Genomic DNA, 13,507 nt, shown 5'->3' on the forward strand with positions numbered 1-13,507 from the left:
CAGCGCAGGAGGCCAAGGCGGGAAGCATTCTCGGCAGCTACTTCGATGATTTCTATTTCCGCATCCACATCATGCCGTCGAGCTTCGCGCTGGGAAGTCTCGCTTCCGAGCAGACGCGCAATGTCGAGGTCTGGAACGCCTGGCCACAGTCGAACACGCTGACGCAGATCGACGCCGCCGGCGGCGACGGCATCTACGTCTACGGGCCCTATCCAGAGCCGACGACGTTCGGCGCCTGCGAGGACAGGCAGTACGAGCTGGCCGTCACTACCGACGGCCCGCCCACATTCGATGCGACATTCTCCTTCCTGTTCGCGCTCGGCACCGGCGCGCTGCGCGTCACGGGACGGCGCATCATCGGCTGGGCGGTGCCGCCCAACTGGGTGCAGCCCCTCGTCGAGCGGCTCGAGTGGCTGACCGACGTGCTCGAGTCTCACGCCGGCGTCGAACAGCGCGTGCGTCTGCGCGGCGCGCCACGGCGCTCGCTCGAGTACCGGCTGCTCGTGGGCAACGATCGGGACCGTGTGCGTGTGGAGAACCTCCTGCTGGCCTGGCAGGCGCGCGTCTATGCGCTTCCGGTCTGGACGGATGCCGCCATCGCGTCCTCGCCCATCGCCGCCGGTGCCACCGCGGTCGCTATCGACACGTCCAACCGAGCCTTCGCGGCCGACGAGCTGGTGGCCTTCGTGCTTGGATCCGAGTCCGAGATTGTCGAGGTCGCCTCATTGACGGTCAGCAGCATCACGCTCAAGACGCCGCTGCAGCGCACGTGGCCGGCCGGCACACGCATCGTGCCCGCGCGCCCGGCCAGATTGCGCAACGACCTGCGCATCACGCACGAGGCCGCAGCTCTGGCAGACGCCACCGTCGTCTTCGACTTCGAGGACGAGTGGCAGATCGATGCGGCGGCCCCCGCCGTGACCTACCGCGGCCACCCCGTGCTGCTCGACGCCCACGACTGGGCCGAAGCACTGGATGCCGACTACATCCGCAAGACCATCCAGATCGACCACCTGACGGGCCGGCGCCTGGTCGATGACCTGTCCGGCGTGGCCACCGTGCGCCGCACACACCGATGGCTGCTCAACGGGCGCGCCTCCATCGTCTCATTTAGGCGCTGGCTCGCGGCGCGCGCCGGGCGCCTTGCGCCCTTCTGGCTGCCCAGCGGCCAGTCCGACCTGCGACTGACGGCCGCCGCCGGCGCCGCCGACACCGCCATCACCGTCGAAAACACCGGCTATGCGGCGCTCGTCAATGCCGCCGTCGGCAGGCGCGACATCATGATCACCACCACGAGCGGCCAGCGCCTGTTCGCGCGCATCATCGACGCTGACGAGATCGACGCCCAGACCGAGCAGCTCGCACTGGAAAGCGCCATCGGCACGACGGTGCTGCCGCAGGACGTCATGCAGATCAGCTTCATGCGGCTCGTTCGCCTGGATGCCGACGCCGTCGAGATCGCGCACCACACCGACGAGATCGCAGAGGCTGTTTTGAGCCTGCGCAGCCTGAGGGACGACCTGTGAGCCTGGACGCACGCGAGCAGTCTATAGACGCTGCCAGCCCGGTCGAGCTGTACGAGTTCCGCCGCGGCAATGATGCCTGGCGATACACGAGCGCTGCGCAGCCGCAGACGCACCTGGGCTTGACTTACAGCGCCGTGCCATTGCGGCGCAGCAGCCTGGAGCGTAGCGCAGAGATCGGCAGAGCCGGTCTGCGGGTGACGCTTGCCCGCGACGCCGAGGTGGCCCGGGCATTCATCGCGACACCCCCCGCCGATGTCACGCTGCTGACGATCTACCGGCGCCACCGCGACGACAGCGAAACGCTCGCTGTGTGGATGGGACGCGTGCTCAATGCCGAGTGGCGCGGCTCGGAAGTCGAGCTCAACTGCGAGCCGTCCTATACGAGCCTGCAGCGCACCGGGCTGCGGCGCATGTACCAGCGCACCTGCACGCACGTGCTGTATGGCACCGACTGCAAGGTGAGCTCGGTGGCTTACAGGGTCACCGGATCGGTCCTGGCGGTTTCAGGGAACACGGTCAGCGTCGCGGCTGCGGCATCGTTCAGCGACGGTCACTTTGCAGGGGGCTACGCAACGTGGGCGGTCGGTCTCGTCACCGAGAAACGGATGATCACCGCGCACGCCGGAGCCACAGTGACGCTGGCGTCCACGCCGTCAGGCCTGGCCGTGGGAGCCCCGGTGATGCTCTATCCAGGCTGCGACCACAGCCTGGCCACGTGCGCTGCGAAGTTCGCCAACGCCGACAACTTCGGCGGCTTCCCGTTCATCCCATCCAAAAACCCGTTCGGATCCAGTCCGATCTACTGACATGCCGTGGACCTACATCGCCGTCTGGATCGTCACGACACTGATCCAGTACGCGCTGGCACCAAAGCCACCGAAGCCGCGCCCGGCGGGGTTGCAGGACATCGAGGCGCCAACGGCCGAGGAGGGGCGTCCGATCCCGGTCGTCTTCGGCACCGTGCTCGTCAAGAGCCCGAACGTGGTGTGGTACGGCGACCTGCGAACCACGCCGATCAAGTCCAAGGGCGGCAAGAAGTGAGCGACTTGATCGTCACGCACGCCGACATGCGAGCGCTCGACTACTGCAACCGCGGCGCGCGGCAGTGGTTCGCCCGCCACGGGCTCGACTGGGCGACGTTCATCAGCACCGGACTGCCGGCCGCGCAGCTGCTGGCCACCGGCGACGCCATGGCGCAGGCGGTCGTCGATGCCGCGCGCCGCCGCGCCGCGGTGCAGGAGAAACCGGATGGGCGGCAGTCGTAAGCAGACGGTCGGATACCGCTACCACCTTGGCATGCACATGGTCGTGTGCCACGGCCCGGTGGATGCGGTGACCGAGATCCAGGTCGGCGATCGCCAGGCGTGGTCCGGCAGCATCACCGCCAGCGGCCGCATCGACATCAACGCGCCGCAGCTGTTTGGTGGGGACAAGCGCGAGGGCGGCGTCTACGGCTCCGTGGACGTTGCGTTCGGCGGTGCCACGCAGGCGCCCAACGACTACCTGCAGGGCAGGCTCGGCACGCCACAGCCCGCCTACCGGGGCGTCCTGTCGCTGATCCTGCGGCAGGTGTGCGTCGCCTCCAACAATCCCTACATCAAGCCATGGGCAGTGCGGCTCAAGCGCTGCTGGCGCGGCTGGTATGCAAGCCAGGCCGAGATTCTGGACAGCGAGGGCGACGCGTCGGCGAACCCTGCGCACATCATCTACGAGTGCCTGACCAATTCGAGCTGGGGCATGGGCTACCCTGCGTCGAGCATCGACGACGCATCGTTCACGGCCGCCGCGGACACGCTCGCTGACGAGGGGTTCGGTCTCAACCTGATCTGGACACAGCAAAGCACGATCGAGCAGTTCATCCGCGAGGTTCTCGACCACATCGGCGGCGTGCTGACGACATCGCCATCGACGGGACGTTTCGTGCTCAGGCTGGTGCGCGCCGACTACAGCGTGGCCACACTGCCGGTGCTCGATCCGTACAACGTGATCGAGCTCGAGAGCTTCCAGCGCGCGGCCTGGGGCGAGACGGTCAACGAGATCGTGGTCGTCTACACGGACCGCGAGACGTTCAAGGACGCCACGGTCACGGTGCAGGATCTGGCCAACATCCAGGCGCAGGGCGCGGTCGTTTCGCAGACGCGGCGCTACCCTGGCATCACATCGCCAGGACTCGCTGCGAGGGTGGCGATGCGCGATCTGTCCTCCGTGTCAGCGCCGCTGGCCAAGGTGCGCCTGAAAGTCAACCGCAAGGCATGGAGCCTGGGGCCGGGTGACGTGTTCAAGCTTGAGTGGCCGCCGCTGGGTATCGGTGGCATCGTCATGCGCATCGCCGCCGTGGACGGCGGCACGCTCACCGATGGCGCGATCAGCATTGATGCCGTCGAGGACGTCTTCGGGTTGCCGCAGGCCAGCTACACGGCGCCGCCGCCCACGGGGTGGGTCGATCCGACGCCGGCGCCGTCGGCGGCCAGCCCGCGCAGGCTCATCGAGGCGCCGTACTGGGACATTGCACGCAGCCTGAGCGCCGCCGACCCGGCCTATCTGGACCCAACCGACTGCTTCCTGCAAACGCTGGCTGGACGCCCCGCGGCTGGTGCGATCAACTACGAGCTGCACAGCAAGACCAGCTCGGCAACGTCCTATGAGGCGCGCGGCCAGGGCGAGTTTGCGCCGCACGCGGTGCTGGCTGCCGACATCGGTCAGGCTGTCACGAGCACCATCAGCTATCACAGCGAGGTGGACATCGACCTGGTGGCCGTGGGCAGCTACGCCTACATCGACGACGAGGCCGTCGCGATCACGGCGATCAACACCACCGCCAAAACGCTCACCATCAACCGCGGCGTGCTCGACACCGTGCCAGCGGCGCATGCGGCCGGTAGCCGCATCTGGTTTGCAGACGGATTCCAGGGTGTCGATCCGACCGAGTACGCCATGGGCGAGACCGTCAACGCTCGCCTGCTCACCGTCACCGGACGCGGCACCTTGCCGCTGACGTCGGCGCCGACCGATTCGCTGGCGATGAACCGCCGGCAGAATCGACCCTACCCGCCGGGGAACATGCGCATCAATTCCACAGCTTATCCACAGGTGGTGCAGGGCGATCTCGTCGTCACCTGGTCGCACCGCGACCGACTGAGCCAGACGGTTGGCCTCACACCGCAAAGCGCCGGCAACATCGGTCCGGAGCCTGGCACCACCTACACGGTGCGCGTGCGCGACCGCAATGGAACCGTGGTGCGCACACAGGCGGGACTTACTGCAACTTCGTGGACATGGACGGTTGCCGCCGCAGCCACCGATGCCGCCACGGCAGGAGACCGCGTCACCGTCGAGATCGAATCCGTGCGCGACGGTCTTGCGAGCTGGCAGGCACAGGCGTGCACCGTCGAGCGCGCCGGCTGGGGCCTGCGCTGGGGGCAGTACTGGGGGGGCGTCTGACGGACCTGGACAGCATTGCCCGCAGTGGCGCAGCGCATGCCGAATCGATGCCATGCCAGGCATGTGGCGCCGGCTGAACCCGTTCATGTCGCGGTGTCCGATGGTTGAACCCGATCATGGGCAATGCCGCTGACTGACCCGAACCTTGGTCTTGCCTACGGCTGGACGCTGGGCGAATCCGGCTGGCACACGCAGATGGACGCCAACCTCAAGCGCCTGGGTGCCATCGTCGGCCTGTCCGTCAAAGACCGCGACCTCACCACGCCGCCAGCCAGCCCCGCCAACGGTGACCGCTACATCGTGCCGGCGGCCGCCACGGGCGCCTGGGCCGGCAAGACGAACCAGATTGCCGTGCGCATCGCTGGCAGCTGGGAGTACCACGCACCCCAGGTCGGGTGGCTCGCCTACATCGAGGACGAGGACAAGCTGGCCGTTTTCAGATCCACAGGGTGGAGCGTCGGTATCTCCATCTGACCTGCATGCCCCTGTCCGTGAACAACCTCGATCCCGTTGCGGTTGCCGTCTCCATCTTCACGGCTTTTGTCGGTCCGTCGCTGGCCGAGGTGATCGGCCCGTATGCCGTGGTTGTGCTGTCTGCAGCCATCGGTGCCGGATGGGCGCTCGAGCGTGGCGAGCGCAGGCCATGGCACGGAACCAGCCTCTTCATCGCGCGCATCTGCGGCACGGCCGTCATGGCGACGTGGATGGTTTCGCGCCTGATGGCTGCCTATCTGCCGTTCGGGCTCGAACCCGTGACACTGATGGGGCCGATTGCCTTTGCCATCGGCGCCATCGGCGACGACTGGCAGCGCATCGGCCAGTGGCTGGCCGGCCACGTGCGCGAGCGCATCAACCGGCACGGAGGCGGCGCATGACGTTGGAGATCGCTGTCGTGCTGCTCTCGACGGCGCTGGGCGTGGCCGCCTGGGTGATGTGCGTGGCACGCCTCAACGTCATGAGTCCGTCCAGCGCACCCAGGCAGATGCGCCGGCAGTACATCGCGCTGCACGCGGCTGCGGCCGCGCTGGCCATGCAGGCCCTGCTGCCCGTGTGGCTGACCCTGCTGGTCGTCTCGGCCGGCATCGTGGCCTTCCTGTGGATGGGGCGCAGCCGCTGGAGCGGTGGCGTGCCACCCACGCAGCCTGGTGAACTGGACACCATGGCATTGCTTGATGAGGGCCACGGACGATGACGCATGATCTTCGACCCTCTGCCTGGCTGGCCGTTGGCAGCCGGCACTACTGCTCGGTGCACCTGGACCGCACGCGTGCCGTCGAGTGCGCCGCGCAGCATCATGGCCACGTGATCGATCTGGTGCGCATCGACCGCGTGTCAGAGGCTCTGCGCGCTGCCTGGCGTGACGGCTACGAGCTTGGCCTCGAGGATGGCCGCAACAGGCCGAACGCACGCCATGGCTGACTTCGCGCAGGCCTACGAGGCCATGATCCGGCGTGAAGGCGGCTACGTGCTGCACACTGTGCCTGGAGACCGTGGCGGACAGACCTACGCCGGGATCAGCCGCCGTGCGCATCCGCAGTGGAGCGGGTGGCAGTCCATCGATGCAGGAGGCACGCCGAGTGCAGACGAGGTGCGCTCGCTGTACCGTCAGCAGTACTGGCGGGCGATCTTCGGCGACCTGATCGAGCATCAAGGCGTGGCGTCGTCGATCTTCGACTTTGCGGTCAACGCCGGTGTGCGCGTGGCCGTCGTGCTGGCGCAGACGGTGGCCGGCGTGACGCCAGACGGCGTGATGGGTCCTGTAACGCTGCAGGCGCTCAACAGCATGCGGCCGGATGATTTTGTGGCGCGCTACGCGCTTGCCAAGATCGCACGCTACGTCGCGATCGTGAAGCGCGACAAGACGCAGGCGAAGTTTCTGCTTGGCTGGATCAACCGGGCTCTGGAGGGCGTGGCATGAGCCCGATCCTGCTGCCTGGTCTGGGGGCTGTGATTGAAGCTGCAGGCCGTGTGGCTGACAACCTGATCACCACCGACCAGGAGCGACTGCAGGCGCGAATCGAGCTGCGCAAGCTCGACCTGGAGGCGATGCGCATCGAGCAGGCCACTGACCTTGCGCAGATGGAAGTCAATCGCGCAGAGGCACAGCACGCCAGCCTGTTTGTTGCCGGATGGCGGCCTGCCATCGGGTGGATCGGAGCTGCGGCGCTGGCCTACCAGTACCTGGCCTATCCGGCGCTGGTGTGGGCGTGGTCGGGCATGCAGGCGGCAGGATGGGTGGCGCACGCAATGAGTCCGCCACCCGTGCTGGATGCTGACGCGCTGTGGGTGATCCTCACCGGCATGCTTGGCATAGCTGGCCTCAGAACGGCAGAGAAAGTGCGTGGTGTGTCACGGGAGGCGCTGTAGTCGCGGAGCATCGAAATCCGGTGTAAATCTGGTGTAAATCATGGTCGGAAACCGGCCGAAATCTGGCGTCAGTGACGACGTCCACAGAGTGAAGCGGTTGTCGCTCTGTCTGTCAGATTGCCTTCACACGGCAGGGGTCGCAGGTTCGAACCCTGCACTGCCCACCAAGACCCAACCCCGCAAGTCTTCGGCTTGCGGGGTTTCTTCTTTTCCCCGCGCCCGACCCGTCCCGCCCGCACCCGCGCGGGCGGCGCAAAGCGACTCTTGCGCCAGATTCGAGACCGTGGACTCCATGCCCCGCGAGGCACCCGCACCCCGGAGTCCACATCGCCACGTTCACCAACCGGGTCAACCGTCGATCGCAGGTCGTCGTCGGGGCGCACACGTCGCGGTGCCGCGCGTTCGAGGATGCGGTAGACCTTGTCGGGGTTCGCGTGGGTCCAGCGCGGGATGACGACCGAGCGCAGGCGCCCGCTCGCGTCGACGCGGATGTCCACCGTCTGTGTCAGCGCGCCGCGGCGCATCGTCGCGCGCGCGGTGTCGGCGTCGACGGCTTCCCAGGTCACGCCTTGGTCGGGCAGCAGTGCGGCAGGGCTCCAGAACACGGCTTCGGCGGCGACGCGGCCGAAGGCCGAGCGCAGGTGGTCCGCGTCGCCGCCGGCACGCACGAGGGGCAGCCAGCCGAGCAGCCAGAACCGCACCCACGATCGATCGTCGACCATGCCGTCCGAGCCCGCCATCCGCATCAAGCCGCTGCCGGCCTCGACGCGCCAGACGAAGCCCTCGGGCGCGGCGAGGATCTGGCGCGCCGTCATCGGCTGGTAGCCGGGCGCGTCGCGGGTGCCCAGGCCGATCTCACCACCCATCTCGATCTGCGCGACGCGCGCCAGTGGCGCACCGGGCGCGATCGCGAAGCGGAAGAAGCGCCGCGCCGACGCCGATCGTAGCGGCGTCGCCGCCCGCCGTGCTCCCAGACGCCTGGCACGGCTCGCGCATTCAGCAGCCGCTTTGAGCGGCGACAAGTCTGCGGTGGCCGAGCGCGCCTACAAAGCGGGCTGCATCGGGCATCGCGCGCTGCCCGACCCGAGCGACATCGAAGGGAGCGGGCCGATGAACCGAAGGCAATTCAATGCCGCGCCGCCGGCGCTCGTCGGCGGCACGTCACTGCTGGCCGGCTGCGACGACGGCCGGTCGCTGTACGAGTCCGCGGCCTCACAGGTGTGGCGCATCGGCACGCTGCAGGGCCTGGAGGCCGCCGCGCTGCACACCGAGCTGGTGCGCTACGCGACGCTGGCCCCGTCGAGCCACAACACGCAGTGCTGGAAGTTCAGGCTCGACGACGGCGCGATCACGATCCTGCCGGACCTCGCGCGGCGCTGCCCCGCGGTGGACCCCGACGACCACCACCTCTTCGTCTCGCTCGGCTGTGCCGCCGAGAACCTGGTCATCGCGGCGGCGGCGCTCGGCCTGCGCGCCGAGCCGAGCTTCGACGCGGCCAGCGACAGCGTGCGCATCGCGCTCGAGCCCGCGCCCGTGGTCGAATCGCCGCTGTGGCGGGCGATGGCCGAACGGCAGAGCACGAGGGGCGAATACGACGGCAAACCCCTGTCGCCCGACGAACTGGCGCAGCTCGAACGCGCCGGCACCACCGAGCGCGTCAGGATGCTGCTGCTGACCGCGCGGCCGACGCTCGAGCAGGTCCTCGACTACGTCGTGCAGGGCAACACGGTGCAGATGAACGACAAGGCGTTCGTCGACGAACTGAAGGCGTGGATCCGCTTCAGCGGGCACGACGCCGTGCGGCTGGGCGACGGGCTGTTCGCCGCCTCGTCGGGCAACCCGGTCGTGCCGGCCTGGCTCGGCGGGCTGATGTTCGGCCTGTTCTTCACGCCGAAGGCCGAGAACGACAAGTACGCGAAGTTCATGCGCAGCTCGGCCGGCGTGGCGGTGTTCATCGGCGCGGCCGACGACAAGGCGCACTGGGTCGAGGTCGGCCGCGCGTGCGAGCGCTTCGCGCTGCAGGCCACGACGATGGGCGTGCGCTGCGCCTTCGTCAACCAGCCGGTGGAGGTGGCGGCGCTGCGCCCGCAGTTCGCGTCGTTCCTCGGCGTGGGCGCGCAGCGGCCGGACCTCGTGCTGCGCTTCGGGCGCGGGCCCAAGCTGCCGCCGTCGCTGCGCCGGCCGGTGCAGGCGGTGATCGTCTGACCGCGGTGCGGGCCTGGGCCGGCGGCCAGGGAAGTGCTTGCGCACGCAGGTCAGGACGCGACCTGATGCGCGACGCAGGCGCGCCGGTCAGCCGTCGAGCCGTGCGCACGCGCGCAGCACGTCGGGCGTCGCCGACGGCAGGCCGAAGAACTCGAGGTAGGCCGGGATCTGCTCGAACAGCATGTCGGTGCCGACCTGGAAGCGGCAGCCGCGGCGCTGCGCGGCGCGCAGCAGCGGCTCGAGGTCGCCGGCGCGGCAGGCCATCGGCACGACGACGGCGTCGACACCGGCCTGCTCGAACCACGGGTTGTAGATCAGCGGGGCCTTGAACGCGTGCGTCGGGTGGCCGATGTGCGCGATCAGTTCGGTGCGGCCGCTGATGCGCATGCGCGGGTCTCCGCCGCGACGCTCAGCCGGCCGCGACGTCGACGCTGCCACCGCTGCGCGCGGCCAGTGCGACCGCCTCGGTGACGCGCAGGTTCGCGACGGCGTCGGCCACGCTCACGCGCGGCGCCGCCTCGCCGCGCACGACGGCGGCGAAGTGCGCCATCTGCCGCAGCACCGGGTCGGCGCGCTCGACGGCCACGACGCGGGTCTCGAACGGCTCGAACCACGAACGCTCCTCGCGGCGCGCGTAGCGGCGCAGCCGCATCGTCGGCACCGCGAGGCTGCCGTCGGTGCCGGCGACGACGTAGCAGTCCTCGTCGTCGCAGCGCGCGTAGGCCGGGTTCTCGCCGCTGGTCTGCTCCCAGCTGCGCGGGCACGCGGCGGTGTCGCTGAGCACGAAGCTGCCGAGCGCGCCGCTGGCGAAGCGCAGGCCGATCGCGACGGTGTCCTCGACGGCGAAGCCGCGCACCGCGTTCGACGCGAACGCCTGCACCGCGACGATCTCGCCGGCGAGCAGCCGCAGGTTGTGCACGTCGTGGATCAGGTTCAGCAGGATCGGCCCGCCGCCGGGCTCGCGCCGCCATGGCCCGTCGTCGAAGTAGCGGTCGGGCTTGCAGAACAGCGCGCTGCCGGTCACGACGACGAGGCGGCCGAGCGCGCCGGAGCGCACGACCTCGACGGCACGCTCGATGATCGGGCTGTGCGCGCGGTGGTGGCCCACCAGCACGCGCGCGCCGGGTGCCTGCACCGCGCGCAGCAGCGGCGCCGCCTCGGCGACGCGGGTCGCCACCGGCTTCTCGACGAGCACCGCGACGCCGGCGTCGAGGCACTGCAGCGCCTGCGCGACGTGCAGCGTGTTCGGCGTCGCGAGCACGACGCCGTCGGGGCGGCCGTGCGCGAGCAGTTCGTCGAGCGAGGCAAACCACGGCACGCCGAGCTGTGCCGCGACCGCGGCGGCGTCGGGCGCCGGGTCGGCCAGCGCCGACAGCACCGCGCCCGGCGTCGAACGCACCGCAGCGGCGTGCACGCGGCCCATCACGCCCGCGCCGGCCACCGCGATGCGCACCGCGCCCATGGCTGCGCCCGGCATCAGCGGCCCGCGGCGGCTGCCGCGTCGGCGGCCCCGGCACCGCCGAGGAACAGCGTTTCGAGCTGCGGGTCGGCGAGCAGTTCGTCGGCCGGCCGGTGCAGCACCTGGCGGCCCGACTCGAGCGCGATCGCCTCGTCGGCCATCTTCAGCGCCGTCTTGACGTTCTGCTCGACCATCAGGATCGTCGTGCCGCGCGCGGCGAGCTCGCGCAGCACGCGGAACACGTCGGCCACGACGAGCGGCGACAGCCCGATCGACGGCTCGTCGATCAGCAGCACCCGCGGCCGCAACAGCAGCGCGCGGCCGACTTCGAGCTGCTTCTGCTCGCCACCCGACAGTGTCGACGCCGCGCTGTGCAGGCGCTCGCGCACGCGCGGGAACAGCTCGAGCACCTCGGGAATGCGCTCGTGCGTGGCCTTCATGCCGATCGTGATGCCGCCGAGTTCGAGGTTCTCCCATACCGTCAGCTGCGGGAACAGGTTGCGCCCCTGCGGTACGAAGGCCACCCCGTGCTCGGTGAGCATGCGCCGCGGCGGCGCGCCGGTGATGTCACGCCCGTCGAGGCGGATGCGCCCCTCGCGCACCTTCAGCAGGCCGAACAGTGTCTTCAGCACCGTGCTCTTGCCCGCGCCGTTGGGACCGATCAGCAGCGTCACGGCACCGCGGCGCGCCCGCAGGCTCAGGCGGTTCAGGATCATGAACTCGCCGTAGCCGGCGACGACCCCGTCGAACTCGATCGCCGCGTCGGACACCGTCAGTACCCCAGGTAGGCGTCGAGCACGGCCTTGTCGGCGCGGATCTCGGCCGGCGTGCCGACCGCCAGCACGCGGCCCTCGACCATCACCATCACGCGGTGGCAAAGCGCCATCACGAAGTCCATGTTGTGCTCGATGACGACGAAGCTGCCGCGCCGCGTCGCGTTGAGTTCCTGCAGCAGCGTGCGGATGCCGCCGACCAGGCTCGGGTTGACGCCGGCGCACGGCTCGTCGAGCAGCACCAGCGCCGGCTCGCTCATGAACGCCATCGCGATGTCGACGAGCTTCTGCTGCCCGTAGCTGAGCTCGCCGGCGCGCAGGTGCGCGACGTGGCGCAGGCGGAACTGCTCGATCAGCGCGTCGGCCTTCGCGCCCAGGCCCGAGTCGCCGGGCGCGAACAGGCGGCTCCACATCGTGCCGCGGTGCTCCTGGGCGGCGACGAGCAGGTTGTCGCGCACCGTCATCTTCGGGAACACCTGCAGCGTCTGGAACGTGCGGCCGACGCCGCGGCGGTTCAGCGCCACCGCGTCGAGCCCGGTGATGTCTTCGCCGTGCAGCTCGATGCGCCCGGCGTCCGGCGCGATCTGGCCGAGCACGCTGTTGAACATCGTCGTCTTGCCCGAGCCGTTGGGGCCGATGACGCCGAAGATTTCGCCGGGCATCACGTCGAAGTCGACGCCGTCGACGGCGCGGATCGCGCCGTACGACTTGCGCAGGCCGCGCACGCTGAGCACCGGCCGCGTCATCGCGCCGCTCCGGGGCCGCGCGCCCGCGCAGCAGCGGCTTCGCGCGCGTGGCGGCGCTCGCGCAGCCGCTCGGGGATCGACAGCAGCCCGTCGGGCAGCCAGCGCACCAGCACGATCACTGCGATGCCGAACACGAACAGGTACCACGCCTGCGCGAAGCGCAGCCACTCGGGCAGCAGCACGCCGACCGCTGCGCCGAGCAGCGGGCCGAAGAAACGCCCGGCGCCACCGACGACGACCATCAGGTACATCATGATCGACGCGCCGACCGTGAACGGTGCCGGCTCGATGAACTCCACCAGCGGCGCGTACAGCGCCCCCGCGACGCCGGCGTACGCCGCGCCGATCGCGAACGACAGCAGCGTGTACGCGCGCACGTCGACGCCGAGGCTCTCGGCGCGGATCGGGTTGTCGCGCAGCGCGGTGAAGGCCTTGCCCCACGGCGAGTCGAGCAGCCGCCACAGCAGCGCGCCCGTCACGATCGCGACAGCGAGCACGAAGTAGTAGTACGCGAGGTTGCGCTGCAGCTCCAGCCCGAACAGGCTCGGCCGCGCGATGTTGTTGATGCCGAACGTGCCGCCGGTCAGCCACTCCTCGTTGCGCATCACCAGCCACACCGCGGTGTTGAAGCCCAGCGTCGCGAACGCGAGGTAGATCGTCTGCACGCGCAGTGCCGGAAAGCCCAGCGCGAGGCCGACGACGAAGCAGAGCACGACGGCCGCCGGCAGCCCGATCCAGAAGCTCACGCCGGCCTTCAGCAGGATCGCGACCGTGTACGCGCCGATGCCGAAGAATGCCGCGTGTCCGAGCGACTTCTGCCCGGCGTAGCCCACCGTCAGGTTCAGCCCCATCGTCGCGATCACGAACACCAGCCAGTAGCTGAACAGGTAGACGCCGTAGTTCTTCAGCCACGGCGGCACCGCGAGCAGCACCGCCAGCACGAGCAGGCTGCCGACGACGTGGCTGCGCTTCATCGCGGGCACGGACTGG

General features: G+C 69.5%; 17 protein-coding genes and 1 pseudogene. 12 read left to right on the forward strand and 6 right to left on the reverse strand.

Features of this window, described 5'->3' with window-relative positions; all coding sequences use genetic code 11:
* The 11 genes from MOJ79_RS06390 to MOJ79_RS06440 form a co-directional block, all read left to right on the forward strand.
* Positions 1-1,526: hypothetical protein (locus MOJ79_RS06390; RefSeq protein WP_241923385.1), on the forward strand; the 1,526-nt coding region annotated here is incomplete at its 5' end.
* The gene (locus MOJ79_RS06395) at positions 1,523-2,332 is read left to right on the forward strand and encodes a DUF2163 domain-containing protein (protein ID WP_241923386.1); all 810 of its coding nucleotides are present in this window, start codon (positions 1,523-1,525) and stop codon (positions 2,330-2,332) included. The genes MOJ79_RS06390 and MOJ79_RS06395, both read left to right, overlap by 4 nt.
* 1 nt (position 2,333) lies before the next feature.
* Positions 2,334-2,567: a hypothetical protein gene (locus tag MOJ79_RS06400; protein WP_241923387.1), complete on the forward strand. Its 234-nt coding sequence runs from the start codon at positions 2,334-2,336 to the stop codon at positions 2,565-2,567.
* On the forward strand, positions 2,564-2,791 hold the full coding sequence (locus MOJ79_RS06405; RefSeq protein ID WP_241923388.1) for a hypothetical protein: 228 nt from the start codon (positions 2,564-2,566) through the stop codon (positions 2,789-2,791). Before MOJ79_RS06400 ends, MOJ79_RS06405 begins: the two co-directional genes overlap by 4 nt.
* Before the next feature lie 31 nt (positions 2,792-2,822).
* A complete protein-coding gene (locus MOJ79_RS06410) occupies positions 2,823-4,967 on the forward strand; it encodes a phage tail protein (RefSeq protein WP_241923389.1) in 2,145 nt (714 codons plus the stop codon).
* A gap of 123 nt (positions 4,968-5,090) precedes the next feature.
* The gene (locus tag MOJ79_RS06415; RefSeq protein ID WP_241923390.1) at positions 5,091-5,441 is read left to right on the forward strand and encodes a DUF2793 domain-containing protein; all 351 of its coding nucleotides are present in this window, start codon (positions 5,091-5,093) and stop codon (positions 5,439-5,441) included.
* A 17-nt stretch (positions 5,442-5,458) separates the two neighbouring features.
* On the forward strand, positions 5,459-5,842 hold the full coding sequence (locus MOJ79_RS06420) for a hypothetical protein (protein WP_241923391.1): 384 nt from the start codon (positions 5,459-5,461) through the stop codon (positions 5,840-5,842).
* On the forward strand, positions 5,839-6,159 hold the full coding sequence (locus tag MOJ79_RS06425) for a hypothetical protein (protein WP_241923392.1): 321 nt from the start codon (positions 5,839-5,841) through the stop codon (positions 6,157-6,159). Before MOJ79_RS06420 ends, MOJ79_RS06425 begins: the two co-directional genes overlap by 4 nt.
* Complete coding sequence (locus MOJ79_RS06430) at positions 6,156-6,386, forward strand: hypothetical protein (RefSeq protein ID WP_241923393.1); 231 nt, start codon at positions 6,156-6,158, stop codon at positions 6,384-6,386. Before MOJ79_RS06425 ends, MOJ79_RS06430 begins: the two co-directional genes overlap by 4 nt.
* Positions 6,379-6,885 carry a glycoside hydrolase family 108 protein gene (locus tag MOJ79_RS06435; RefSeq protein ID WP_241923394.1) on the forward strand — a complete coding sequence of 169 codons (507 nt, stop codon included), beginning with the start codon at positions 6,379-6,381 and terminating at the stop codon, positions 6,883-6,885. Before MOJ79_RS06430 ends, MOJ79_RS06435 begins: the two co-directional genes overlap by 8 nt.
* Positions 6,882-7,334 carry a 3TM-type holin gene (locus tag MOJ79_RS06440; RefSeq protein ID WP_241923395.1) on the forward strand — a complete coding sequence of 151 codons (453 nt, stop codon included), beginning with the start codon at positions 6,882-6,884 and terminating at the stop codon, positions 7,332-7,334. The genes MOJ79_RS06435 and MOJ79_RS06440 overlap by 4 nt, the downstream gene beginning before the upstream one ends.
* Positions 7,335-7,402: 68 nt before the next feature.
* On the opposite strand, the gene MOJ79_RS06445 is transcribed toward MOJ79_RS06440, so the two are convergent.
* On the reverse strand, positions 7,403-8,356 hold the full coding sequence (locus tag MOJ79_RS06445; protein ID WP_241923396.1) for a DUF6544 family protein: 954 nt from the start codon (positions 8,354-8,356) through the stop codon (positions 7,403-7,405).
* An 88-nt stretch (positions 8,357-8,444) separates the two neighbouring features.
* Here MOJ79_RS06445 and MOJ79_RS06450 point away from each other — a divergent pair, with 88 nt between their 5' ends.
* A complete protein-coding gene (locus tag MOJ79_RS06450) occupies positions 8,445-9,539 on the forward strand; it encodes an Acg family FMN-binding oxidoreductase (protein WP_241923397.1) in 1,095 nt (364 codons plus the stop codon).
* Positions 9,540-9,767: 228 nt separating this feature from the next.
* On the opposite strand, the pseudogene MOJ79_RS19155 reads toward MOJ79_RS06450, so the two are convergent.
* From MOJ79_RS19155 to MOJ79_RS06475, 5 genes and pseudogenes are all read right to left on the reverse strand, one after another.
* Positions 9,768-9,926, reverse strand: a pseudogene (locus MOJ79_RS19155) (shikimate dehydrogenase); the annotation flags it as partial.
* Positions 9,927-9,948: 22 nt separating this feature from the next.
* On the reverse strand, positions 9,949-11,001 hold the full coding sequence (locus tag MOJ79_RS06460; protein ID WP_241923399.1) for a Gfo/Idh/MocA family protein: 1,053 nt from the start codon (positions 10,999-11,001) through the stop codon (positions 9,949-9,951).
* Positions 11,002-11,015: 14 nt separating this feature from the next.
* On the reverse strand, positions 11,016-11,714 hold the full coding sequence (locus MOJ79_RS06465) for an ABC transporter ATP-binding protein (RefSeq protein ID WP_119293294.1): 699 nt from the start codon (positions 11,712-11,714) through the stop codon (positions 11,016-11,018).
* Between the two features lie 56 nt (positions 11,715-11,770).
* Complete coding sequence (locus MOJ79_RS06470) at positions 11,771-12,517, reverse strand: ABC transporter ATP-binding protein (RefSeq protein ID WP_119293285.1); 747 nt, start codon at positions 12,515-12,517, stop codon at positions 11,771-11,773.
* Positions 12,514-13,491: a branched-chain amino acid ABC transporter permease gene (locus MOJ79_RS06475; protein WP_241923400.1), complete on the reverse strand. Its 978-nt coding sequence runs from the start codon at positions 13,489-13,491 to the stop codon at positions 12,514-12,516. Before MOJ79_RS06475 ends, MOJ79_RS06470 begins: the two co-directional genes overlap by 4 nt.
* Positions 13,492-13,507 lie beyond the last annotated feature (16 nt).

Source organism: Calidifontimicrobium sp. SYSU G02091, assembly GCF_022631395.1.
Classification (GTDB): Bacteria; Pseudomonadota; Gammaproteobacteria; order Burkholderiales; family Burkholderiaceae_C; genus Calidifontimicrobium; species Calidifontimicrobium sediminis.